This is a genomic window from Streptomyces sp. NPDC002868 (assembly GCF_055563295.1).
This window is the reverse complement of sequence record NZ_JBVHDR010000007.1, coordinates 112,251-136,738: the sequence shown is the minus strand read 5'-3', so window position 1 is coordinate 136,738 and position 24,488 is coordinate 112,251. Positions and strand designations below refer to the sequence as shown.

18 protein-coding genes and 1 pseudogene are annotated in these 24,488 nt (G+C 68.9%); 9 read left to right on the top strand and 10 right to left on the bottom strand.

The annotated features are described in order from the left end of the window. Positions 1 to 151: 151 nt before the first annotated feature. From ACZ3H8_RS21980 to metH, 3 genes are all read right to left on the bottom strand, one after another. A complete protein-coding gene (locus tag ACZ3H8_RS21980) occupies positions 152 to 1,747 on the bottom strand; it encodes an ABC transporter substrate-binding protein (protein WP_467404298.1) in 1,596 nt (531 codons plus the stop codon). Between the two features lie 441 nt (positions 1,748 to 2,188). Continuing rightward, entirely contained in the window at positions 2,189 to 2,890 is a 702-nt protein-coding gene (locus tag ACZ3H8_RS21975; protein ID WP_467404296.1) for an HAD family hydrolase, read from the bottom strand. Positions 2,891 to 2,987: 97 nt separating this feature from the next. Continuing rightward, positions 2,988 to 6,500, bottom strand: coding sequence for a methionine synthase (metH, locus tag ACZ3H8_RS21970; protein ID WP_467404294.1), 3,513 nt, complete (start codon positions 6,498 to 6,500; stop codon positions 2,988 to 2,990). A 238-nt stretch (positions 6,501 to 6,738) separates the two neighbouring features. On the opposite strand from metH, the gene ACZ3H8_RS21965 reads away from it, so the two are divergent. The 6 genes and pseudogenes from ACZ3H8_RS21965 to ACZ3H8_RS21940 all read left to right on the top strand — a co-directional run bounded on the left by ACZ3H8_RS21965 (position 6,739) and on the right by ACZ3H8_RS21940 (position 12,815). Continuing rightward, positions 6,739 to 7,503 carry an IclR family transcriptional regulator gene (locus ACZ3H8_RS21965; RefSeq protein ID WP_356233872.1) on the top strand — a complete coding sequence of 255 codons (765 nt, stop codon included), beginning with the start codon at positions 6,739 to 6,741 and terminating at the stop codon, positions 7,501 to 7,503. A 231-nt stretch (positions 7,504 to 7,734) separates the two neighbouring features. Further along, positions 7,735 to 8,523 (top strand): MIP/aquaporin family protein, encoded by a 789-nt coding sequence (locus ACZ3H8_RS21960; protein WP_467404291.1) that lies wholly within the window; start codon positions 7,735 to 7,737, stop codon positions 8,521 to 8,523. A 35-nt stretch (positions 8,524 to 8,558) separates the two neighbouring features. Continuing rightward, positions 8,559 to 10,094 carry a glycerol kinase GlpK gene (gene glpK, locus ACZ3H8_RS21955; RefSeq protein WP_467404290.1) on the top strand — a complete coding sequence of 512 codons (1,536 nt, stop codon included), beginning with the start codon at positions 8,559 to 8,561 and terminating at the stop codon, positions 10,092 to 10,094. Positions 10,095 to 10,100: 6 nt separating this feature from the next. Further along, positions 10,101 to 11,711 carry a glycerol-3-phosphate dehydrogenase/oxidase gene (locus tag ACZ3H8_RS21950; protein ID WP_467404288.1) on the top strand — a complete coding sequence of 537 codons (1,611 nt, stop codon included), beginning with the start codon at positions 10,101 to 10,103 and terminating at the stop codon, positions 11,709 to 11,711. A gap of 72 nt (positions 11,712 to 11,783) precedes the next feature. After that, positions 11,784 to 12,108: pseudogene (locus ACZ3H8_RS21945) on the top strand (LLM class flavin-dependent oxidoreductase); the annotation flags it as partial. A 35-nt stretch (positions 12,109 to 12,143) separates the two neighbouring features. Then, entirely contained in the window at positions 12,144 to 12,815 is a 672-nt protein-coding gene (locus ACZ3H8_RS21940; RefSeq protein ID WP_467404286.1) for a FadR/GntR family transcriptional regulator, read from the top strand. A gap of 56 nt (positions 12,816 to 12,871) precedes the next feature. On the opposite strand, the gene ACZ3H8_RS21935 is transcribed toward ACZ3H8_RS21940, so the two are convergent. The 5 genes from ACZ3H8_RS21935 to ACZ3H8_RS21915 all read right to left on the bottom strand — a co-directional run bounded on the left by ACZ3H8_RS21935 (position 12,872) and on the right by ACZ3H8_RS21915 (position 18,658). After that, positions 12,872 to 13,900 carry an ABC transporter permease gene (locus ACZ3H8_RS21935; protein ID WP_467404284.1) on the bottom strand — a complete coding sequence of 343 codons (1,029 nt, stop codon included), beginning with the start codon at positions 13,898 to 13,900 and terminating at the stop codon, positions 12,872 to 12,874. After that, on the bottom strand, positions 13,897 to 15,411 hold the full coding sequence (locus tag ACZ3H8_RS21930) for a sugar ABC transporter ATP-binding protein (RefSeq protein WP_467404282.1): 1,515 nt from the start codon (positions 15,409 to 15,411) through the stop codon (positions 13,897 to 13,899). The genes ACZ3H8_RS21935 and ACZ3H8_RS21930 overlap by 4 nt, the downstream gene beginning before the upstream one ends. Before the next feature lie 2 nt (positions 15,412 to 15,413). After that, the gene (locus ACZ3H8_RS21925; protein ID WP_467404280.1) at positions 15,414 to 16,451 is read right to left on the bottom strand and encodes a sugar ABC transporter substrate-binding protein; all 1,038 of its coding nucleotides are present in this window, start codon (positions 16,449 to 16,451) and stop codon (positions 15,414 to 15,416) included. A gap of 54 nt (positions 16,452 to 16,505) precedes the next feature. Next, positions 16,506 to 17,255: an SDR family NAD(P)-dependent oxidoreductase gene (locus ACZ3H8_RS21920; RefSeq protein ID WP_467404781.1), complete on the bottom strand. Its 750-nt coding sequence runs from the start codon at positions 17,253 to 17,255 to the stop codon at positions 16,506 to 16,508. Between the two features lie 83 nt (positions 17,256 to 17,338). Further along, positions 17,339 to 18,658 (bottom strand): enolase C-terminal domain-like protein, encoded by a 1,320-nt coding sequence (locus ACZ3H8_RS21915; RefSeq protein WP_467404278.1) that lies wholly within the window; start codon positions 18,656 to 18,658, stop codon positions 17,339 to 17,341. Positions 18,659 to 18,912: 254 nt separating this feature from the next. Here ACZ3H8_RS21915 and ACZ3H8_RS21910 point away from each other — a divergent pair, with 254 nt between their 5' ends. Next, positions 18,913 to 19,914, top strand: coding sequence for a PAC2 family protein (locus ACZ3H8_RS21910; protein WP_467404277.1), 1,002 nt, complete (start codon positions 18,913 to 18,915; stop codon positions 19,912 to 19,914). Positions 19,915 to 19,993: 79 nt separating this feature from the next. Here the strand turns inward: ACZ3H8_RS21910 and ACZ3H8_RS21905 are convergent, their stop codons facing one another. After that, positions 19,994 to 20,128, bottom strand: coding sequence for a hypothetical protein (locus tag ACZ3H8_RS21905; RefSeq protein ID WP_467404274.1), 135 nt, complete (start codon positions 20,126 to 20,128; stop codon positions 19,994 to 19,996). A gap of 653 nt (positions 20,129 to 20,781) precedes the next feature. Here ACZ3H8_RS21905 and ACZ3H8_RS21900 point away from each other — a divergent pair. Together ACZ3H8_RS21900 and ACZ3H8_RS21895 are read left to right on the top strand one after the other, a co-directional pair. After that, positions 20,782 to 22,542, top strand: coding sequence for a S8 family peptidase (locus ACZ3H8_RS21900; RefSeq protein ID WP_467404272.1), 1,761 nt, complete (start codon positions 20,782 to 20,784; stop codon positions 22,540 to 22,542). Positions 22,543 to 22,566: 24 nt separating this feature from the next. After that, complete coding sequence (locus ACZ3H8_RS21895; protein ID WP_467404271.1) at positions 22,567 to 23,091, top strand: hypothetical protein; 525 nt, start codon at positions 22,567 to 22,569, stop codon at positions 23,089 to 23,091. Positions 23,092 to 23,161: 70 nt separating this feature from the next. On the opposite strand, the gene mshC is transcribed toward ACZ3H8_RS21895, so the two are convergent. Continuing rightward, on the bottom strand, positions 23,162 to 24,391 hold the full coding sequence (gene mshC / locus ACZ3H8_RS21890; protein WP_467404269.1) for a cysteine--1-D-myo-inosityl 2-amino-2-deoxy-alpha-D-glucopyranoside ligase: 1,230 nt from the start codon (positions 24,389 to 24,391) through the stop codon (positions 23,162 to 23,164). Positions 24,392 to 24,488: the final 97 nt, after the last annotated feature.

Below are 24,488 nucleotides of genomic sequence, written 5' to 3'. Positions count from 1 at the left end.
GGGCCGGGGGGGGGGGGTGGCGGGGGGGGGTTTCGCATAACCCTCGGGGCGGGCCGCCCCCCCCCCCCCCGGCCCCCCCCCCCCCCCCCCCCCCGCGGGGGGGGGGGCCCCCCCCCCCCCCCCCGACTGCTTCATCCGGATACCGCGGGGGTCATTCGGTGCCGCTTCCAAGCTCCCAAAGCTGCAGGTCCGAGCTGGAGTTGAGCACCCGCTCGACGCCACTGACGCCGGTGCGGGCGGCGACGTACTGCTTGCCCTGCCACAGCGGCAGGAACGGCACGTCGGTGGCGACGATCTCCTGCATCCGCGTGAAGGCGTCGGACGCGGCGGTCCGGTCGGCGGAACGGCGCGACTGCGGGATGAGCTGCCGCGCCACGGTGCTCACGTACGGGGTGTTGAGGAAGTTGCCCTTGTCCAGGAACGGGGCGATGTAGTTGTCCGGGTCCGGGAAGTCGGGGAACCAGCCAAGACCGTAGACGGCGTAGTCGCCGCGCTTCTGGGCCGGACGGAACTTCGCCCACTCGGTGCCCTCGACGGTGACGTCGAAGAGCTTGGTGGCGTTCAGCTGGTTCTTGAGCGCCTCGAACTCCTTGGCCGTACCGGCGCCGTAGTGGTCGGTTGTGTAGTGGAGCTTCAGCTTCACCGGCGTGGTGATGTCGGCGTCGCGCAGGATGTCCGCGGCCTTCGTGCGGCTCGGCTCGCCGTACTTGTTGTAGAAGGAGTTGGTGTGCGCCGCGATGGTCGTCGGGATGAGCGAGTAGAGCGGCTCGGCGGTGGCGCCGTACACCTGGCCCGCGATCTGGCCGCGGTCGACGACGGCTGCCATGGCCTGCCGGACGGCCTTGTTCTTCACCGACGGGTCATTGGTGTTGAAGGCGAGGTAGCGGATCTCGAGACCCGGCATCTCGGTGAGCTCGATGCCTTCCTTGGGGTTCTCGGACAGGGCCCTTATCTGTTCGGGAGACATCGCACGGGTCATGACGTCGATGTCGCCGGAGTCGAGCGCCTTGCCCATCGCGTCGGCGTCCGGGAAGGACCGCAGCTCGACCTTGTCGTTGCGGAGTTTGATGTCGCCCTGGTAGGAGGGGTTCTTGGTGAAGATGACCTTGGCGATCTGACCGCCCTTGGCCTCGGTCTTCATGGTGTACGGGCCGGAGCCGTCGACCTCGAGGCCCTCGCGGAGCTTCTTGCCGTCGTAGTGATTCTTGCTGACGATGGCGGCGACGGGTGTCGAGAGCTTGTACGGAAAGGTCGCGTCCGGCGTGGCGAGGTGGAAGACCACCTCGTCGCCGTTGGCCTCGATCGTGTCGATGTTCGCGAGGAGGGAGGCCGTGCCGCTGTCGGGGTTGATGTCGAGGACACGCTGGATGGAGAACTTCACGTCCTCGGCGGTGATGGCGCTGCCGTCGGCGAACTTCAGCCCGCTGCGCAACTTGCAGCGGTAGCTCTCGCTGACCTTGTCCGTGAAGCTGCACGACTGGGCCGCTTCGGGCACCGGCGCGCCGCCGCCGCGCGGCGTGTGCATCAGCGTCTGGACGGTCTGGCGCAGCACGCTCCACGAACCGGTGTCGTACGCGTAGGCCGGGTCGAGGGGCGCGGGGGCGTCCGCGGTGGCGATGAACTGGTCCGTGGTGCCCACGACAATGGCATCACCGCCGCCGGACCCGCCGTCCGTCCCGCCGCAGGCGACGAGCACGGGCGCGAGCAGGCCGACCACGGCCGGCAGCACCAAAGTCTTACGGTTCATCCTGGACGTTCTCCTCATCCGGCACTGGGTTACAGCGGTGGCTAGGGCACTCCGCCGCGGCCGCCCGGTCGGAGCGGTGCGATCGGGCCGGGGAAACAGAGCGATCGGCACTGAGTTCCGGATGGCTTGGGCAACCGCCGGGATACATCCGTGAGCGGCGAAGTGCTCGCGACGAGATTAGTCGGAGACGTCAGGACAGCGTGACCAGGGCCGAGTTGGGGTCGTAATCACTCCGTGATCAGTCATGCCCGCGAGTGGACGAGCATGCGACGGAACGATTCGTACACAACTCCACCAATGCGGGCACAAAGGCAGACCCGGCATCCCTGGTCAGGGTGCGCAGTGATCCGGACCCACCTCTGCGTGACCACTCAGAGTGACGAAAATCACGTTACGAAACCCATTGACGAAATGCACGGGGGAACACGGACCGTATACGCATCAGTTCATCGTGGTGATGAGGGTGCGTAGAAAGCCAAGGTCCACTTCTTCGAGCGAACGTACGACCACCCGGCCGTCGGCGGCCGCGATCGGCGCCACGGACGGTACGGCGACCACCCGGCAGCCGGCCGCCTCCGCGGCCGCCACACCGGTCGCCGTGTCCTCGATGACGGCGCATCTCGCCGGCTGTGCGCCCAGCCCCCTGGCGGCCAGCAGATAGGGGTCCGGGTGCGGCTTCGTACGCGAGACCTCGTCACCCGCGACCGAGAGCGCGAAGTGCTGGGGACCGAGGGAGGCGAGGACGCGGTCGATGATGCGGCGGTGGGAGGCGGAGACCAGGGCGGTGGGCACCTCGTGGGCGGCGAGCTCGGCGAGCAGCCTGGCAGCGCCCGGCATCAGCGGCACACCGCGCCCGATGCGGTCCTCGAAACGATCGTTGAGCAGCACGGTCAGCTCGGCCAGCGTGATGTCCGCGCCGGTCGCCTCGATGAGATAGCCGGCGCTGCGCGTCATGGGGCCGCCGACCACCACATCCCGCCATGCCTCGTCGAGCTCATGGCCAAGATCGGCGAAGACCTCCACCTCCGCGTCCCACCAGAAGCCTTCGGTGTCCACGAGGGTGCCGTCCATGTCGAGAAAAACGGCCTGCAGGGCAGAGCCCTCGGCCGAACGGGTCAAGGACGCGGGGACCGTACTGGTCATCCGGCACACCTCCACTGAGGGACGAGAAGGCCGGTCGCCTCCCAGATGGGGAAGGCGACCGGCCTGCACTGGACCGACCAGTGTACGACTCTGCCGACTAACGTGCGTTGAAGTACTTCGCCTCGGGGTGGTGGATGACGATGGCGTCGGTGGACTGCTCGGGGTGGAGCTGGAACTCCTCGGAGAGCTGGACACCGATCCGCTCCGGCTGCAGCAGCTCGGCGATCTTCGCCCGGTCCTCCAGGTCCGGGCACGCTCCGTAACCGAGCGAGAAACGCGCGCCGCGGTACTTGAGCGCGAACATGTCTTCCACGTCGGCCGGGTCCTCGCCCGCGAAGCCGAGCTCGGCGCGCACGCGGGCGTGCCAGTACTCGGCGAGCGCCTCGGCCAACTGCACGGACAGGCCGTGCAGTTCGAGATAGTCGCGGTACGAGTCCGACTCGAAGAGCTCGGCGGTGGCCTCACCGATCCTCGAGCCAACGGTCACGACCTGGAGCCCGACGACGTCGGTCTCGCCGGACTCTTCGGGGCGGAAGAAGTCGGCGAGGCACAGGCGGCGGCCGCGGCGCTGGCGGGGGAAGGAGAAGCGGGTGCGCTCGGAGCCGTCCTCGTTCAGCAGGATCAGGTCGTCGCCCTTGGACACGCAGGGGAAGTAGCCGTAGACCACGGCCGCCTCCAGCAGGTTCCTGGTGTGCAGCTGGTCCAGCCAGCCGCGCAGCCGCGGCCGGCCCTCGGTTTCCACCAGCTCCTCGTACGTCGGGCCGTTGCCGGTCCGGGCCTGCTTGAGGCCCCACTGGCCCTTGAACAGCGCGCCCTCGTCCAGCCAGGACGCGTACTCCTTCAGCTGGATGCCCTTGATGACCCGGGTGCCCCAGAACGGCGGCTGCGGCACCGGATTGTCGATCGCGACATCCGAGCGGACCGCGCCCTCCGGCTCCTGGACCTCCAGCACGGCAGTGTCGCGCTTGGCCACCCGGCGCTGCTTGAGCTCCGGCAGCGCCGCCCCGGGGACACCGCGCTTGACCGCGATCAGGGCGTCCATCAGACGCAGACCCTCGAACGCGTCACGGGCGTAGCGGACTTCGCCCTCGTAGATCTCGTGCAGATCCTGCTCGACATACGCCCGCGTCAGCGCGGCCCCGCCGAGGATGACCGGATAGTCGGCGGCCAGCTTGCGCTGGTTCAGCTCCTGCAGGTTCTCCTTCATGATCACCGTGGACTTCACCAGCAGGCCCGACATGCCAATCACATCCGCGCGGTGCTCCTCGGCCGCCTCCAGGATCGCCGAAACCGGCTGCTTGATACCGAGGTTGACGACGTTGTAGCCGTTGTTGGACAGGATGATGTCGACGAGGTTCTTCCCGATGTCATGGACGTCACCACGGACCGTGGCAAGGACGATCGTGCCCTTGCCGTCGGCGTCGGACTTCTCCATGTGCGGCTCGAGGTAGGCCACCGCGTTCTTCATCACCTCGGCGGACTGCAGCACGAACGGCAGCTGCATCTGGCCCGAGCCGAACAGCTCACCGACGACCTTCATGCCGTCCAGGAGTGTCTCGTTGACGATTTCGAGAGCCGGGCGGGTCTGGAGCGCCTCGTCGAGGTCGGCCTCCAGGCCGTTCTTCTCGCCGTCGATGATCCGGCGCTTGAGCCGCTCCTCCAGCGGCAGGGCCAGGAGCTCCTCGGCCTTGCCCGCCTTCATCGACTTCATGTTGACGCCCTCGAAGAGCTCCATGAGCTTCTGCAGGGGGTCATAGCCTTCGGCGCGCCGGTCGTAGATCAGGTCGAGGGCGACCTTGACCTGCTCCTCCTCCAGGCGGGCGATCGGCAGGATCTTCGAGGCGTGCACGATCGCCGAGTCCAGACCGGCCTTCACGCACTCGTCCAGGAAGACGGAGTTGAGTACGACCCGGGCGGCGGGGTTCAGGCCGAAGGAGATGTTCGACAGGCCCAGCGTGGTCTGCACATCCGGACGGCGGCGCTTGAGTTCACGGATCGCCTCGATCGTGGCGATGCCGTCCTTGCGCGACTCCTCCTGCCCCGTGCAGATCGTGAACGTGAGCGTGTCGATGAGGATGTCGGATTCCAGCACACCCCAGTTCCCGGTCAGATCGTCAATGATCCGCTCGGCGATCGCGACCTTGTTCTCGACGGTCCGGGCCTGGCCCTCCTCGTCGATGGTCAGCGCGATGAGCGCCGCGCCGTGCTCGACGGCGAGCTTGGTGACCTTCGCGAACCGCGACTCGGGCCCGTCGCCGTCCTCGTAGTTGACGGAGTTGATGACCGCACGGCCGCCCAGCTTCTCCAACCCGGCCTGAAGGACGTCGACTTCGGTCGAGTCCAGCACGATGGGGAGGGTGGAGGCGGTGGCGAAGCGGCCGGCCAGCTCCTCCATGTCGGCGACACCGTCCCGGCCGACGTAGTCGACGCACAGGTCGAGCATGTGCGCGCCCTCGCGGATCTGGTCCCGCACCATCTCCACGCAGTCGTCCCAGCGGCTCTCCAGCATGGCCTCACGGAACTTCTTCGACCCGTTCGCATTCGTACGCTCACCGATCGCCATGAAGGAGGTGTCCTGGCGGAACGGCACCGTCTGGTAGAGCGACGCGGCGCCCGGCTCGGGGCGCGGCTCGCGCTCGGTCGGAGCGAGATCGCGGACCCGCTCGACGACCTGCCGCAGATGCTCCGGCGTCGTACCGCAGCAGCCGCCGACCAGCGACAGCCCGTACTCGCGTACGAACGTCTCCTGCGCGTCCGCGAGCTCGCCCGCCGACAGCGGATAGTGCGCGCCGTTCTTTCCGAGGACCGGCAGGCCGGCGTTCGGCATGCAGGACAGCGGGATACGAGAGTGCCGGGCGAGGTAGCGCAGGTGCTCGCTCATCTCGGCCGGTCCCGTGGCGCAGTTCAGGCCGATCATGTCGATGCCCAGCGGCTCCAGCGCGGTCAGCGCCGCGCCGATCTCCGAGCCGAGCAGCATCGTCCCGGTCGTCTCGACCGTCACCGAGCAGATCAGGGGGAGGTTGGTGCCGGTCGCGTCCAGGGCCCGGCGGGCGCCCAGGATCGCGGCCTTCGTCTGGAGCAGGTCCTGGGTCGTCTCGACCAGCAGCGCGTCCGCGCCGCCCGCGATCATGCCCTCGGCGTTCTGCTGATAGGCGTCCCGCAGCTTCACATACGGGGCGTGGCCCAAGGTGGGGAGCTTGGTGCCCGGCCCCATCGAGCCGAGCACCCATCGCTGCTGCCCCGTCGACGCGGTGAACTCGTCCGCGACCTCACGTGCGATTCGTGCCCCGGACTCGGAGAGCTCGTAGACCCGCTCAGGGATGTCGTACTCCCCCAGCGCCGCGAGGTTCGTGCCGAACGTATTCGTCTCGACACAGTCGACGCCGACCTCGAAGTAGGCCGAATGGACCGATCGGACGATGTCGGGGCGCGTCACGTTCAGGATCTCGTTGCAGCCCTCGAGGTTCTCGAAGTCCTCGAGCGTCGGATCCTGCGCCTGGAGCATCGTGCCCATCGCGCCGTCGGCCACGACGACTCGCGTGGCGAGGGCTTCGCGCAGGGCTTCGATTCGGGTCCGGCTGTCAGCGGAGGGGGTCGGCAACAAGGCCATGGATGTGCTCCCTGGAGTGCGACGGCTGTCGGCTTTGCGTCTTCCGGTGGAAGGCGCACGGGGCCAGCGTAGCCGGGCGGGCCGAGGAAGGGGTGGGCGTCCCACGGGCCGGACGGCATCATGTTCCCGGCCCCATGTGATGACTTTCGGCCACGAAGATCTCGCACTGCGGTAACCAAGGTCGACATCGACCGATAGTGTTCAGCATTGTCGAACCGCAGTGGAGAAGGGCCGAGAGATGGCGAAGAACATCCAGTCGCTCGAGCGAGCAGCGGCAATGCTGCGGCTGCTCGCGGGCGGGGAGCGCCGGCTCGGCCTGTCCGACATCGCGTCCTCGCTCGACCTGGCCAAGGGCACCGCCCACGGCATTTTGCGCACACTCCAGGCCGAGGGCTTCGTCGAGCAGGACCCGGCATCCGGCCGCTACCAGCTGGGGGCCGAACTTCTCCGGCTCGGCAACAGCTATCTGGACGTCCACGAGCTGCGCGCCCGCGCCCTCGTCTGGACGGACGACCTGGCGCGCTCCAGCGGCGAGAGCGTCCACCTCGGGGTGCTGCACCAGCACGGCGTCCTCATCGTCCACCACGTCTTCCGGCCCGACGACAGCCGCCAGGTCCTGGAGGTCGGGGCCATGCAGCCACTGCACTCCACCGCGCTGGGGAAGGTGCTCTCGGCGTACGACCCGGTGGCGCACACCGAGGTCCTCGAGGTCGAGCGCAAGGTCTTCACCCCGCGGACCGTTACCGGTCTGAAGGAGTTCGAGTCGGTGCTCCACCACACCCGGGCCCAGGGCTGGGCGGCCGATGTGGAGGAGACCTGGGAGGGCGTCGCCTCGGTGGCCGCACCCATCCACGACCGGCGCCGCATGCCGGTCGGCGCGGTTGCCATAACGGGTGCCGTGGAGCGGGTCTGCAACTCCGGCGAACTGCGTTCCGAGCTGGTCGCGGCGGTACGGGACTGTGCCAGGGCGGTTTCCAGGGACCTCGGCGCCGGGCGCTTTTGAGGCTTTTGCCGGTCCATCGGTAACGATCGAGTCTCTCGGCCACAAGCCCTTGACGTCGTGTTAACCGGAGGGCAAAACTTCCGTTCATCGGTCGGCATTGCCGAACACCTACCGGCAATACACGTTAGAGTGTGGCGATGCCAGGGCCGGTATCGCCCTCACCTGAGGGCGCGGACCACCGGAGGGACCCGGGGTTCGGCTTCCCCTGGACGAAGGACAAAGGAGTCGCGGGTGTCCAGCTCCGACATCTTCATCGGCGAGATCATTGGTACCGCCGTACTCATCCTGCTCGGCGGAGGCGTGGTCGCCGCCGTCGTACTCAAGCGCTCGAAGGCTCAGAACGCCGGCTGGCTGGCGATCACCTTCGGGTGGGGCTTCGCGGTCATGATCGCGGTCTACATGACGGGCACCCTGTCCGGCGCCCACCTCAACCCGGCGGTCACCGTCGGCATCGCGGTCAAGGACGGGGACTGGAGCAACGTTCCGGTCTACATAGCCGGGCAGATGCTCGGCGCCATGCTCGGTGCCGCTCTGGTCTGGGTCGCGTACTACGGACAGTTCAAGGCCCACCTCACGGACCCGGAGATCATCGCCGCGCCGCCGCACGAGGAAGGCCTGGTCAGCGAGGAGGCCGCGCCGAAGGCCGGACCGGTCCTCGGTGTCTTCTCCACCGGCCCCGAGGTCCGTGTTGTGTGGCAGAACCTGGCCACCGAGATCATCGGCACCATCGTGCTCGTGCTCGCGGTGCTCACCCAGGGCCTCAACGACAGCGGCAAGGGCCTGGGCGTCATCGGCGCACTGATCGTCGCCTTCACCGTCGTCGGCATCGGCCTCTCGCTCGGTGGCCCCACCGGCTACGCCATCAACCCCGCACGTGACCTGGGCCCGCGCATCGTGCACGCCCTGCTCCCGCTGCCGAACAAGGGCGGTTCCGACTGGGGCTACGCCTGGATTCCCGTCGTCGGCCCGCTGGTCGGCGGAGCGATTGCCGCGGGTATCTACAACATCGCGTTTGCCTGAGCCGACCGACACCTACAGCCTTCAGGAGCACACCCGTGAGCGACGCACACACCACCGGCCCCTTCATCGCGGCCATCGACCAGGGCACCACCTCCAGCCGCTGCATCGTCTTCGACACGGACGGCCGGATCGTCTCCGTCGACCAGAAGGAGCACGAGCAGATCTTCCCGAAGCCGGGCTGGGTGGAGCACAACGCCGCCGAGATCTGGACCAATGTCCAGGAGGTCGTCGACAGCGCCGTAGCGAAGGCGGGCATCACCGCCGCCGACGTCAAGGCGATCGGCATCACCAACCAGCGCGAGACCACCGTCCTGTGGGACAAGAACACCGGCGAGCCGGTGCACAACGCCCTCGTCTGGCAGGACACCCGCACCGACGCGCTCTGCAAGGAGCTCGGCCGCAACGTCGGCCAGGACCGCTTCCGCCGCGAGACCGGCCTGCCCCTGGCCTCGTACTTCGCCGGCCCGAAGATCCGCTGGCTGCTCGACAACGTCGAGGGCCTGCGCGAGCGCGCCGAGCGTGGCGAGATCCTCTTCGGCACCATGGACTCCTGGGTCATCTGGAACCTGACCGGCGGCGTCGACGGCGGCCACCACGTCACTGACGTGACCAACGCCTCGCGCACCATGCTGATGAACCTGCACACCCTCGACTGGGACGAGAAGATCCTCCAGTCGATGGAGGTCCCTGCCGCGGTGCTGCCGGAGATCCGTTCCTCCGCCGAGGTGTACGGGACCGCCAAGAGCGGCGCCCTCGCCGGTGTGCCGGTCGCCTCGGCGCTCGGTGACCAGCAGGCGGCCCTGTTCGGCCAGACCTGTTTCGCCGAGGGCGAGGCCAAGTCGACCTACGGCACCGGCACCTTCATGCTGATGAACACCGGTCACGAGCCCGTCAACTCGTACAACGGCCTGCTGACGACCGTCGGCTACCGGATCGGCGACCAGGCACCGGTGTACGCCCTCGAGGGTTCCATCGCCGTCACCGGTTCGCTGGTGCAGTGGATGCGCGACCAGATGGGCCTGATCAACTCCGCGGCGGAGATCGAGACGCTGGCCTCCTCCGTCGAGGACAACGGCGGCGCGTACTTCGTACCGGCCTTCTCGGGCCTGTTCGCCCCGTACTGGCGTCCCGACGCCCGCGGTGTGATCGCCGGCCTGACTCGTTATGTCACCAAGGCGCACATCGCCCGCGCCGTTCTCGAGGCCACCGCCTGGCAGACCCGCGAGATCAGTGACGCCATGACCAAGGACTCCGGCGTCGAGCTGACCGCACTCAAGGTCGACGGCGGCATGACCTCCAACAACCTGCTGATGCAGACCCTCTCGGACTTCCTGGACGCACCGGTGGTGCGCCCGATGGTCGCCGAGACGACCTGCCTCGGCGCTGCCTACGCCGCCGGTCTGGCCGTCGGCTACTGGCCGGACACCGACGCTCTGCGCGCCAACTGGCGCCGGGCCGCCGAGTGGACCCCCCACATGGATGCGGACCAAAGGGACCGCGAGTACAAGAGCTGGCTCAAGGCCGTCGAGCGGACCATGGGCTGGCTCGAAGACGACGCTGACGAGGAGTAATTCGAGATGACCACCCTGCAGAGCGTCCCTTCACTTGGGACGCACCCGGCCTCCGGCTCCCTGCCGAGCCGCGCCGAAACTCGGGAGCAGCTTTCCAAGGCGACATACGACCTCCTGGTGATCGGCGGCGGCATCCTGGGCATCTCCACCGCCTGGCATGCGGCGCAGTCCGGGCTGCGGGTGGCTCTGGTGGACGCCGGCGACTTCGCCGGCGCCACCTCCTCCGCCTCCTCCAAGCTTCTCCACGGCGGTCTGCGCTATCTGCAGACCGGCGCGGTGAAGCTGGTCGCGGAGAACCACTTCGAGCGGCGCGCGGTATCCCGTCAGGTGGCTCCCCACCTGGCCAACCCGCTCACCTTCTATCTGCCGGTCTACAAGGGCGGACCGCACGGCGCGGCGAAGCTCGGGGCGGGCGTCTTCGCCTACTCCGCGCTCTCCGCGTTCGGCGACGGCGTCGGCCATGTGATCAGCGCGGCCAAGGCACAGCGTGACGTTCCCGAGCTGCGTACGGAAAACCTCAAGGCCGTTGCCGTGTACGGCGACGACCAGATGAACGACTCCCGGATGGCGCTGATGACGGTCCGCGCGGCCGTCGAGTCGGGCGCGACCGTGCTCAACCACTCCGAGGTCACCGGGCTGCGCTTCACCAAGGGCCGGGTGACGGGCGCTGAGCTCAAGGACCGAATGGACGGTACGGAGTTCGGCGTCACCGCGCGCCTGGTGCTCAATGCCACCGGACCGTGGGTCGACCACCTGCGCAGGATGGAGGACCCGAACGCGGCTCCGTCCATCCGCCTGTCCAAGGGCGCGCACCTGGTGCTCAAGCGCACCTCGCCATGGAAGGCCGCGCTGGCGACACCCATCGACAAGTACCGCATCACCTTCGCCCTCCCCTGGGAGGACATGCTGCTGCTCGGCACGACCGACGAGGAGTACGAGGGCGATCCGGCGGATGTCGCGGTCAACGACAAGGACGTCACGCAGATCCTGGACGAGGCCGCGTTCTCCATCCGCGACCAGCAGCTGTCCCGCGATCTGATCACGTACTCCTTCGCGGGTCTGCGGGTGCTGCCCGGCGGTCCCGGCGACACCTCGAAGGCGAAGCGCGAGACGGTCGTGACCGAGGGCAGCGGCGGCATGCTGTCGGTCGCCGGCGGCAAGTGGACGACCTTCCGCCACATCGGCCGTACGGTGATGAACAAGCTGGCCGCCCTGCCCGGGCAGCCGCTGGCTGAGGACATGGAGCCGATCTCGCGGCTGCCGAAGAAGCTCCCGCTGCCGGGTATTGCCAACCCGAACGCGGTCGCGCACCGGCTGCTGGTCGACGGCGGAACGCCCGGCCCGCGGATGGCCGCGGACACCGCTCGGCACCTGGCCACGCACTACGGCTCGCTCTCCTTCGACATCGCGCGCCTGGCCAACGACGACCCGGCGCTCGGCGAGCGGATACACCCGGACGCGCCGGAGATCTGGGCGCAGGTCGTCTACGCGCGCGACCACGAGTGGGCCGAGACGGCGGACGATGTGCTGCGCCGCCGTACAACGCTGACGATCCGGGGCCTCGCGACGGACGAGATCCGCGAGAAGGTCGACAAGCTGCTCGTCGACAAGGACTGATACCGGTCAAGGACTGATACCGGTTGATGAGTAAGGGGCGGCCTCCCAGGAGGCCGCCCCTTACTCGTGCCATACGAGCTGCTGCGCAGGCTGTGGAGCGAGGAAGACCTCGACTGGGAGGGCGAGTCCCCTCCCGCGCTGAAGAAGGTGACGACGGTGCCGCGCACGTACGCCGGGCTGCCGCGGATCTGGCACGGCTCCGCCACCAGCCTCAACTCTCCCGACCTGGCGGCCAAGCACGGCGATCCACTCTTCACCGTCAATGCCGCTGCAGTCGATCACGGTGGACGGTTTCGGGCTTGATCGGGCAGAAGAGATCGAAACGCTCCAGCGATTCGCCGAGGAGATCGCCCCAATCGTGCGGAAGGAGGCTCCGACCACCCTTTGGGACGCATAATGGGGGCCGATACATCGGATGTATGGAGGTCGCCCATGGCTGTCACCGACGAGGCCATCGAGAAGATCAAGGGAATGATCGTCTCGGGTGCGCTGCGCCCCGGCGACCGCCTCCCCAAGGAGAGCGAACTCGCCGCCGAGCTGGGCCTGTCGCGCAACTCGCTGCGTGAGGCGGTGCGGGCGCTGTCACTGATCCGCATCCTCGACGTACGGCAGGGCGACGGCACCTACGTCACCAGCCTGGACCCGCAGCTTCTGCTGGAGGCCCTGAGCTTCGTCGTCGACTTCCACCGGGACGACACGGTGCTGGAGTTCCTCGCCGTACGCCGCATCCTGGAACCGGCCGCCACCGCGATGGCCACCACCCGGATCAGCGAGAGCGAACTGGACGTGCTGAGCGCCCAGTTGGATGCGCTCGGTCCGCAGCCATCGGTGGAGGAGCTGGTCGCCGCCGACCTCGAGTTCCACCGCGGCATTGTGCAGTCCTCGGGCAATTCGGTGCTCTGCTCGCTGCTCGACGGGCTGTCCGGGCCGACGACCCGGGCCCGGGTCTGGCGCGGTCTGACGCAGGAGGACGCGGTCAGCCGTACGCTCCACGAACACCGGGCGATCCTGTCGGCGCTGCGGGACCGGGATGCGGAGGCGGCGCGGTCGTGGGCGACGGTGCATATCGCGAGCGTGGAGCAGTGGCTGAGGTCGACGCTGTAGCGGGGCGGAGCCCCGGTTCGGGAAGGGGCGGGGTGGGGGAACGCCCCGCGCAGCGGCTAGTCCTGCTTCTCGCCGCTCGCGAAGCGCGAGATCACCAGCGCCACGATGATGATCGCGCCGTTCAGGAACTGGTTCCACAGTGCGGGCACTCCGCCGAGCGTCATCACATTGACGACCAGCTGCAGCGTCAGCACCCCGGTCAGCGCGCCGAAGAGCGTCCCCCGTCCCCCCTTGAGGCTGATCCCGCCGATCACCGCCGCCGCGAACACCTGGAAGATCCAGCCGTTGCCCTGGGTGGCCGCGACCGAGCCGTAGTGGCCCGTGTAGAGGATGCCCGCGAACGCGGCCAGCAGCCCGCCGATGGCGAGCACGATCCAGGTGATCCGGTCGACGCGGATACCCGCCGCCCTGGCCGCCTCCGGGTTGCCGCCGATCGCGTACAGCGCACGTCCGTGCCGCAGATACGCCAGCGCCGCGCCGCCGATCGCGAACAGCGCCAGACAGATCCACACCGCGGCCGGCGCGCCGAGCCAGTCGGTCTTGCCCAAGTACCGGAAGGACTCCGGGACATCGGTGATCGACTTGCCCTCGGTGATGCCGATGTGGAGGCCGCGCAGCATGGTGAGCATGCCGAGCGTGGCGATGAAGCCGTTGACGCGCAGTTTCAGCATCAGAAAGCCGTTGACCGCGCCGATGACCATGCCGACCAGCAGACAGACCGGGATCGCCATCCAGACGGGCAGCAGTTCCAGGCCCGCGAAGCGCCCGCCTTCGGTCGGCAGGACCAGCCACATGGCGATGACCGGCGCGATGCCGATCGTCGACTCCAGCGACAGGTCCATCCGGCCGCAGATCAGGATCAGCGCCTGCCCCAGCACCAGCAGGCTGAGTTCGGAGGACTGCTGAACCACGCTGATCAGGTTGTTGGAGGTGAGGAAGACCGGCGAGACGATGAAGCCGATCACCATCAGCACCAGGATGACCGGCACCAGCGAGAAGTCGCTCCACCGGATCAGCTGCAGCCGGTTCAACGGGCTGTCGCTCTTGGTCTCGTCGGCCGTCAGCGGCCGTATCGTCCCGGTCATTCCTGCTCCCCCACACCTTCCATGGCGGCGACCAGTTCGCGGTCGGTCCACCCGCTCCCGAACGTCGCGACCACCCGCCCGTGGAACAGGGCGAGCACCCGGTCGCAGACCCGCAGATCGTCCAGCTCGTCCGAGATGATCACGGCCGCGCTGCCCTGGTCCGCCACCCGTCGTACGACGGACAGCAGCGAGTCCTTTGACTTCACATCCACGCCCGCGGTGGGCCGCAGGGCCACCAGCGCACTCGGCCTGCGGGCAAGCGCGCGGGCGACCACGACCTTCTGCTGATTGCCGCCGGAGAGCCCGGAGACGGGCTGATCGGGACCCTGTGTCTTGATGTCGAGCGAAGAGATCATGGACTGGGCGAATTCCCTTGTGCGAGACGGCAGTACGGTCCCCCAGGGGCCGAGCTGGTCGGTGACCGTGAGCGTGGCGTTCTCGGCGACGCTGCGGCCCACGACAAGCCCTTGGAGGTGGCGGTCCTCGGGGATGTAGCCGATACCTGCGTCGAGCGCATGCGGGACGCTGCCGGGCTTCACCTCCCGGCCGCGTACGGTGATCCGCCCCGCGCTCGCCCTGCGCATGCCGACCAGGGTCTCGCCGAGGGCGGTGTTGCCGCTGGCCGCGGCCCCGGCGAGCCCCAGCACCTCGCCCGGGCGCACCGAGAGGTCGAGCGGCTCGAACTGCCCCTCCAGGGTGAGCCCTTCAGTACGGAGCACGGGCTCCTCGTCGCGGACCGGCCCGACAGGGGCGTGCCAGGTCGACGGGCCGCCGGTGGACTCGCCCGTCATCGCCGTGACCAGGTCGTCCTTGGTGAGGTCGGCGACGGGCGCGGTGACCACATGGCGGGCGTCGCGGTAGACCGTGACGGTGGTGCACAGTTCGTACACCTCCTGCAGATGGTGGGAGATGAACAAGAACGCCACTCCCTGGCTCTGCAGTTCACGCAGCTTGTCGAAGAGCCGCTGGATGCCGCGGGCGTCCAGCTGGGCGGTCGGCTCGTCGAGGATGATCAGCCGCGCGCCGAAGGAGAGCGCCCGCGCGATCTCGACGAACTGCCGCTGCTCCACGGCGAGATCCTTCGCACGGGCACCCGGGTCGACGCTCACTCCGTACCCGGCGAGCAGTTCCTCGGCGCGCCGCCGCAGCTGCCGCCAGCTGATGAACCGGCTGCTTGTGTCGAAGCGGTTCAAGAACAGGTTCTCGGCGACCGTGAGATCGGGCACGACCATCGACTTCTGGTAGACGCAGGCGACCTTGGACTGCCAGGCCGCCGTGTCCCCGAAGGCGGGCGCGGGCTCGCCGCTGAAGGTCACCGTGCCCGCGTCCGGCTTGTGCAGCCCGGTCAGAACGCTGACGAGGGTGGACTTGCCCGCGCCGTTGCGCCCGACGAGTGCGTGCGACTCACCGGGCGCGACGGTCAGGCGTACACCGTCGAGCGCCACGGTCGGACCGAAGCGCTTGACGATTCCCTCCGCCTCCACGGCGGCTGGTGGTACCTGGTACGCCATGGCTAGCTCTTCTTCTCCAGCTGGTTGGCCCACAGCTTGGGGTCGTCCACGTTCTCCTTGGTCACCAGCGGCGCGGGCAGCTGGTCCTCGAACCCGTTCGGGATCTTGATAATGGTGGATTCGTGGTCGGTCGGCCCCTCCTTGGGGGTCTTTCCGTCCAGTGCCTGCTTGGCCCAGTACAGCGCGTACTTGGCATACAGGTCGGCGGGCTGGGAGACCGTCGCGTCGATCTTCCCGGCCTTGATGGCGTCGAGCTCCTCCGGGATGCCGTCGTTGGAGATGATCGTGATGTGGCCCGGGGTACCCGGGGCCTTCAGCAGCTTCTTCTGCTCCAGCAGCGCGAGAGTGGGCTGCAGGAAGACGCCGCCGGCCTGCATGTAGATGCCGTTGATGTCGGGGTGCGCGGCGAGCGTGGACTGGAGCTTGGCGGAGGCGACGTCGCCCTTCCAGTCGGTGGCAAGCTCGAAGACCCTGATGCCGGGGAAGTTCTTGACCATGCAGGACTTGAATGCCTCGGAGCGGTCGCGGCCGTTGATGGAGGACAGGTCGCCCTGGAACTCCACGACCTTGCCCTTGCCCTTCAGCTGCTCGCCGAGGTACTTGCAGGCCTTCTCGCCGTACGCGCGGTTGTCGGCCCGGACCACCATGTAGACCCTGCCCTTGTCGGGCCGGGTGTCGACGCTGACGACAGGGATCTTCTTGTCCTCCAGGGTCTGCAGCGACTCGGCTATCGCGCCGGTGTCCTGCGGGGCCATGACGACGGCCTTGGCGCCCTGGTCGGTGAAGGTCTGGACGTTGGCGACCAGCTTTCCGATGTCGTTCTGGGAGTTGGTCAGGGACAGCGCGTCGACCTCACCGTCCTTGACGCCCTTCTCGATGTACTGCTGGTACGAGTTCCAGAAGTCACTGTCGCTGCGCGGCAGATCGATGCCGACCTTGCCGCCGCCGGACCCGCTGTCCGAGTCGCGGTTGCAGCCCGCGAGGGCCGTCACGGCCAGCAGCACCGCGCAGGCCGCGGCACTTGTCGTACGCACTCTCATTGGTGTCCCGTCCTTCGGTGGTGTCGGCTCAGGTGACGCTTGGTTCGGGGGCGCTCAGTTCGGGGGGCGCAGGCGCAGGCCCTGCATTCCGCCGTCGACCGCGAGTGCCGTGCCCGTGACGGCGGCCGCGGCGGGGCCGGCGAGATACACGATGGCGGCGGCGACCTCGTCTGCCGCGACCAGCCGCCCGGTGGGCTGGCGGGCCTCCAGGGCGGCGCGTTCGGCAGCGGGGTCCTCGGCCTGGTCGAGCAGGCGGCCGATCCACGGGGTGTCGGCGGTGCCGGGGTTGACGCAGTTGACGCGGATGCCCTCGCGCACATGGTCGGCCGCCATGGCGAGGGTGAGGGAGAGGACCGCGCCCTTGCTTGCGCTGTAGAGGGCGCGCTGGGGCAGCCCGGCGGTGGCGGCGACGGAGCAGGTCTGGGTGATGGACACCTGGCCGGGTCGGTCCGCGGCGGAGCGCCGCAGATGCGGCAGGGCGTGCCGGGCGACGCGCACCATGCCCAGCACGTTGATGTCGAGGACGCGCTGCCATTCGTCGTCGGCGTTGTCCGCGACGGTGCCGATGGCGCCGATGCCGGCGTTGGACACGACGGTGTGCAGGGCGCCGAACTCCGCCGCGGCCCCGTCCACGGCGGTGCGTACGGCTTCGTCGTCGGTGACGTCGGCCTTGAGCGCCAGGACACCGTCGGGCGCTCCCGAGGTCTCGCGGTCGAGTACGGCGACGCGGGCTCCGCGCCGGAGCAGGAGCGTCGCCACGGCGGCCCCGATGCCCGACGCACCGCCGGTCACCAGGGCGGACATTCCCTCGAAGTCCCGTGCTTCGAAGTTCCGTGCTTCGAAGTCCCTTGCCTCGAAGTCGTGTGCCGCGAAGTCCCTTGTCCCCGTCATGAGTTGACCTCCTCGATGGTGCGTCGGGCCTGCCAGACGGGCCCTTCCGGATAGCGGTGGGCAGCGATCGACTCGGGGAGCATGCGGGCGGAGAAGCCCGGGGCGCGCGGGGCGACATAGCGCCCGGAGGCGATCTCGGCGGGGTCGGCGAAGTGCTCGTGGAGGTGGTCGACGTACTCGATGACGCGGTCCTCCCAGCTGCCGGAGACGGCGACGTAGTCGAACATGGCGAGGTGCTGGACGAGCTCGCACAGTCCTACCCCACCGGCGTGCGGGCAGACCGGGACGCCGTATTTGGCGGCGAGCAGCAGGATCGCGAGGTTCTCGTTGACTCCGGCGACCCGCGCGGCGTCGATCTGCACAAAGTCGACGGCCCCCGCCTGGAGCAGCTGTTTGAACACGACGCGGTTGGCGACATGTTCGCCGGTGGCGACCTTGACCGGCTGGCCCGCGCGTACGGCGGCGTGGCCGAGGATGTCGTCGGGGCTGGTCGGCTCCTCGATCCAGTGCGGCTCGTACGGCGCGAGTGCCTTCATCCAGCGCACCGCGTCGGCGACGTCCCAGCGCTGGTTGGCGTCCACGGCGATGCGTACGGAGGGTCCGACGGCGCCGCGGGCGAGCTTCATGCGCCGGATGTCGTCGTCGATGTCCCCGCCGACCTTCAGCTTGATCTGGCCGAAGCCGTCGGCCACGGCCTCCTTGGCGAGCCTGACCAGCTTCTCGTCTGAGTAGCCGAGCCAGCCGGGTGAGGTGGTGTAAGCGGGATAGCCCTGCTCGCGCAGCCGCCCGGCCCGCTCGGCCCGGCCGGGCTCTGCAGTGCGCAGGATCGCCAGGGCCTCGTCCCGGGTCAGTACGTCCGTCAGATAGCGGAAGTCGACGAGCGAGACGAGTTCCTCGGGGGTCATCGAGGCGAGGAACTCCCACACCGGCTGCCCGGCGTGCCGGGCAGCCAGGTCCCAGGAGGCGTTGATGACCGCGCCCGCCGCCATGTGCATCACACCCTTCTCCGGGCCGAGCCAGCGCAGCTGCGAGTCATGGGTCAGGTCGATGTGGAGCGCGGCGAGGTCGGCTGCCGTGCGGGGGGCCGGGCGCCCGACGACGTACGGACGCAGCGCCTCGATGGCGGCGACGGTGACATCGTTGCCACGCCCGATGGTGAAGCAGAAGCCGTGTCCCTCGGCCCCGTCGGGCGCGCGTATCACCACATAGGCGGCGGAGTAGTCGGGGTCGGGGTTCATGGCGTCGGATCCGTCGAGCTGTTCCGAGGTGGGAAAGCGGATGTCGTGAACCTCGAACTCCGTGACGGTCTGACTCATGCACGCCCCCACTAGAAGAACATCGGACCTTTCCTGGTCATCCGATGTATAGCGCCGTCCACGCTGCAACGTCCAGGGTCGGGACGAAAACTCTCGTACACAGCTCGGATGAATCGATGGCCGGATGCCTTGGTTCTCCGACGTATGCCCTATCGCGCGGAAGTTCACCCGGCCGTGCAAGGGGGCTGCGGCCGGGCACCCCGTAAGCCGTAAGGTTGGGGCGTAGACAAGGGAACTTCGGAAGGAGGCACTGGGTGATCGAGCTCGAGGCGGTTCCCGAGCTGATCGACCCGGTCATGGTGGCCGCGTTCGAGGGCTGGAACGACGCCGGCGACGCCGCCTCCACCGCGGTCGCACACCTGGACCGGGAATGGAAGGGCGAGGTGTTCGCGGCGCTCGACGCCGAGGACTACTACGACTTCCAGGTCAACCGGCCCACGGTGTGGCTGGACGGCGGGGTACGGAAGATCACTTGGCCCACCACCCGGCTCTCCGTCGTCCGCATCGGCGGCGACAAGCCGCGCGACCTGGTGCTGGTCCGCGGCATCGAGCCGTCCATGCGCTGGCGCTCGTTCTGCAACGAGATCCTGGGCTTCGCCCATGAGCTCGGCGTCGAGATGGTGGTGATTCTGGGCGCACTGCTCGGCGACACCCCGCACACCCGTCCGGTGCCGGTCAGCGGCATCACCTCCGATCCGGATCTGGCGAGGACCATGCATCTGGAGGAGACCAGGTACGAGGGGCCGACCGGCATCGTCGGCATCCTGCAGGAGGCGTGCACGCACGCGGGTGTGCCGGCAGTGAGCCTGTGGGCCGCGGTGCCGCACTATGTGTCGCAGCCGCCCAACCCCAAGGCGACGCTGGCGCTGCTCAACCGCCTCGAGGACCTGATCGGCCTCCGGATTCCGCTGGGTGAACTGGCCGAGGACGCACGGGCATGGCAGCTCGGTGTGGATCAACTGGCCGCCGAGGACAGCGAAGTGGCGGAGTACGTACAGACGCTGGAGGAGGCGCGGGACACCGCGGAGCTTCCAGAGGCGTCGGGCGAGGCCATCGCCCGCGAATTCGAACGGTATCTGCGCAGGCGCGACGGCGGTCCCGGGCATGCGACGGACGGCGGCGAGGGCAGCTCGTATCTGCGCGACACCTCCAGCGGGCGGACCCGGCCGCCGATGCCGCCGCGTGCGGAGCCGGATCCCGAGGCGGGGCCTGAGGCTGAGGCTGAGGCTGAGGACGAAGATTCCTCGGATGACTGAGGTAGGGGAATGAGCAGCGGGGCGGCGCCGACCGGGCGCCGCCCCGCTCCGTTCTCAGTTCGGACTCAGCATCTCGTATTCAGCTTCTCGTACTCAGCGTCGGACCTGATCCACCGCGGGTGCGGCCGAGCAGCAACAGGCCGTCGCCGTCGGGAAGCCTGGTGCCGCCGATGTCGACGCTGCGGGCCACTCCGGTGCGCGGGTCGACGCGCATCAGGCCGTCGCCCCCCTGCCACGGTGTTGACGGCCACCCGGATCTCACGGCTACCGCCGCCGCTGAGGAACAGCAGCCGCTCTCGCCGGTCGATTTTCAGACCTATCACGGGGTGCTCGGCTCCGAGCCCCTGGCTGATGACGTGTCCCCGGCCCGTGGCCAGGCTCGCGCGGTAGACATCGCCATTCGCTATCGACCCTAAGTAGGCATAGGGGCTCGGCCCGATGGTGATTCCTTCGGGCCGGAAGCCGTTCGGCAACGGGAAACGTGTGGGCCACCGCCCACTGGTGGATCCGGCCGCCTGGGCCACTCCACCCAGCGGGGAGGAGCGCCGCGCCGCCGAGTGCCGCAACCGCTCCGAGAACTCTTCGACGTGCGAAGGAGCGTTGCGTTGACCGTCCTTCCGACAAGTGTTCAACAGTCGCTCTCACCTCAACACACAGCAGGCGACTCCGCAGTGTTTGGCCGAATTGCGGCGTGACATCGCCTTCAAGACGAAATGCACGGTGTTCCCAATCAGGCTTGATTTCAAACGTAGTTCACGCAAGCGGGCTGGACGTCCGGCGGTGTAGGTAGCAGGGTGGCGGCCACGGCACGACACGCAGACATAGCCAAACCACGGAGCACGGCACCCGAAGGGAGCGGTCGTAGCGATGACCGATCAGGCACTCCCAGGTCAGGGCCCCGGAACTACGGGCCCTGGACCCGACGGAGCTGGATTCACCTATCAAGGAGCCGAGCCGGAGCTGATCGTCGTCGCACGGGCCGAGGCCCGGCTGCGCGTCGGCACGGACGGCGTACGGTCGGCCTCGGGGACGGACATCTCCGCCCTGAACATGTTCCTGAGCGACGAACAGCTCGCTCTGGAGCCGCTGTTCGGCAATGAGGAGCGGAGCAGGACCGCCCTGCCCTCGCAGCACGCGGGACCGGTCGGCGGCCGGGGTGCGATGCCCGACCTCTCGCTCTTCTATCGCGTACGGGGCGGAGGCGACCGGGCCCAGGAGCTGACCGCCCGGCTGGCCGCACTCCCCGAGATCGAGACGGCGTACGCCAAACCCGGCGCCGTACCCGCGCGGACCTCGCCCCATGGCGCCCTGACCGAGGAGGCCAAACGCCTCAAGGAGGGCGCGCCCGCGACACCCGACTTCACCGGCCGCCAGGGCTACTTGACGCCGGCGCCCGAGGGCGTGGACGCGTACTGGGCCTGGCAGCGACCGGGCGGCTCGGGAGCGGGCGTCACCGTCGTCGACGTCGAGGGCGCCTGGCAGTTGGGCCACGAGGACCTGGCGGACAAGCTGGCCGGCATCGTCGTCGGCAACCCGGTCCAGGACCTCGCGTGGCGCAACCACGGCACGGCGGTCCTCGGCGTCATCGGCGGCGACCGCGACGAGAAGGGGATCACCGGGATCGCGCCGGAGGCGGTGACCGCGGCGGCGTCGTTCCAGGGCATCGGCTCGGCCGCGGCCATCCACGCCGCCGCCGAACGGCTCTCCCCCGGCGACATCCTGCTGATCGAACTCCACCGCCCGGGACCGCGGTTCGACTTCGAGACCCGCGACGACCAGCGCGGCTATATCCCGCTGGAGTGGTGGCCCGACGACTGTGCGGCGATCCGCTGGGCGACGGCCATGGGCGTCCTGGTCGTCGAGGCCGCGGGCAATGGCGGCGAGAGCCTGGACGACGCGCTGTACGAACGCAGGCCCGACGAGTTCCCCGAGTCGTGGCGCAACCCCTTCAACCCGTCGAACCAGTCATCCGGGGCAATCCTCGTCGGAGCGGGCGCTCCCCCGCCCGGGACGCACGGCCGCGACCACGGTCCCGACCGGTCGCGGCTGGCGTTCTCCAACTACGGGGCGCGCATAGACGCCCAGGGCTGGGGCCGCGAGGTCACCACGACCGGCGGCTTCTGGGACCGGGCGGGCGATCTCCAGGGCGGCGCCGAGGAGATCGCCTGGTACACGGACACCTTCTCGGGCACCTCGTCCGCGTCACCGGTGGTGGTCGGCGCGCTGGCGTGCCTGCAGGGCATCCTCAAGGCCGCGCGGTTCGCGCAGATGAGCCCCGAGCAGGCGCGCGACGTACTGCGCAGGACGGGTTCGCCGCAGCAGGACGCACCGGGGCGGCCCGCCTCGCAGCGGATCGGCAACCGTCCCGACATCAAGTCGGCCGTCACCCAGCTGGTGCCGTCATCGGTCGGCTCCGGCCGGGCGGAGCGGTACTGGGACGAGTTGATGCCGTATCCCCGTGAACTTCCGCCGCGCCTGAGGCTGTTCGTGGCCGGCGCGTGGCGCAATCTCAACCATCCCGCCCCCGAAATCCGCCAGGCGGTCCATGCCGCCTTCGCGGGGGGACGGCCGGACGTTCGCGTCTGGTACTCGGACGACGAGGTCGTGGGCCTGGTCGTCGCCGGATGAATCGAAAGGGAAGGTGAACAGGACATGAGCACCACCCCGCAGATGAACCCCAGTTCCATGAGCCAGCAGTACGGGCAGCCGTACGGCCAGCAGCAGTACGGACACCAGCAGTTCGGGCAGCAGCAGCACGGGCAGCAGGGCGCGAGCACCGCCCCGCCGCCGTCGATGCAGAGCCCGCAGGGCCAGTACCCGCTCGCGCAGGAGCTGCAGCAGCTCGGTCAGCAGCAGCCGTACCAGCAGCTGCTCCAGCAACTCGGCCAGCAGCAGTCGCAGTCGCAGCACCAGCAGCCGCTGTTGCTGCCGAGCGCGGTCGACAACCAGGCCGTCACCAGCGGTATCGCCACGAAGTTCTGGGACGTCGTCACACCGCTGCCCGGCCAGCCGTCGATCTTGTACCTGTTCATCAACAACGGCTGGCGCCGTCTGGTGAACCCGAACGCGGTGACGCATGACGCGGTCCAGGAGGCCTTCGCCTTCGGGCAGCAGATCATCGGGATCTACGAGTCGACGAACGACGTCATCCAGGCCGTCATCGTCAACAAGCAGTAGGGGCAACTCCCGCACCGAGGGCGCCGGGTGGGCACAGACCCGCCCGGCGCCCCTCAGTCGTCGTGCGGGCTTACAGCGCTACGCCCAGCAGAGCGTCGACGGCACGCGAGACGAGGCCGGGCGCGCCCTCGTCCGTACCGCCCTCCGCCTGCTGGAGCGCGGCCCAGCGGTCGACGGCGGCCAGCGCGGCGGGCGCGTCGAGGTCGTTCGCGAGGGCGGCGCGGATCTCCTCGACGAGGGCGTCGGCGGGCGGCCCGTCCGGCCGGGACACGGCCGCGCGCCAGCGGCCGAGACGCTCGACGGCGTCCCGGAGGACCTGGTCGGTCCACTCCCAGTCGGCGCGGTAGTGATGGGAGAGAAGGGCGAGCCGGATCGCGGCGGGGTCGACCCCGTCGCGGCGCAGCTTGGACACGAAGACCAGGTTGCCCTTGGACTTGGACATCTTCTGGCCATCGAGCGCGACCATGCCGGCGTGGACGTACGCCTTGGCGAAGGGGTACTCGCCGGTGAGGACTTGGGCGTGCGAAGCGCCCATCTCGTGGTGCGGGAAGGCGAGATCGGAGCCGCCGCCCTGTACGTCGAAGCCCATGCCGAGGTGGTCCAGGGCGATGGCCACACACTCGATGTGCCATCCGGGCCGCCCGCGCCCGAGGGTGCCGCCGTCCCAACTCGGCTCGCCCTCACGGGCGGCCATCCACAGCATCGGGTCGAGGGGGTTCTTCTTGCCGGGGCGGTCGGGGTCGCCGCCCCGCTCGGCGGACAGGAGCCGCATCGCCTCGGCGTCCAGGTTGGACACCTCGCCGAAGTGCGGGTCGGCCTCCACGGAGAAGTACACGTCGCCTTCGAGCTCGTACGCGGCACCCGCGTCCCGGAGCCGCTCGACGAGCGGCACGATGCCGGGTACGGCCTCGACAGCGCCGATGTAGTGCTGCGGGGGGAGCATCCGCAGTGCGGTCATGTCCTCGCGAAAGAGCGCGGTCTCGCGCTCGGCGAGCTCGGTCCAGTCGTGCCCGTCGCGGATGGCACGCTCGAGGAGCGGGTCGTCGACGTCCGTCACGTTCTGCACGTAGTGAACCTGCCGCTTGGTGTCGAGCCACACGCGCTGAACGAGGTCGAACGCGTTGTAAGTCGCCGCGTGACCCATGTGGGTCGCGTCGTACGGCGTAATGCCGCAGACATAGATGCGGGCGACGGGACCGGGGTCGAGGGTCACAGGACCACCGGTCGCGGTGTCGTGGATCTGGAGGTCGCGGCCCTTGCCAGGCAGGGCGGGGACCTCAGAAGCGGGCCAGGCATGCATGACATGAGCCTAACCGGACGCCCGTTCCGCATACGAACCGGATCAGGCGACGGCTTGGCTGGTTGGGCGCTCTTGCGGGTTGCGCGCGGATGTGTCC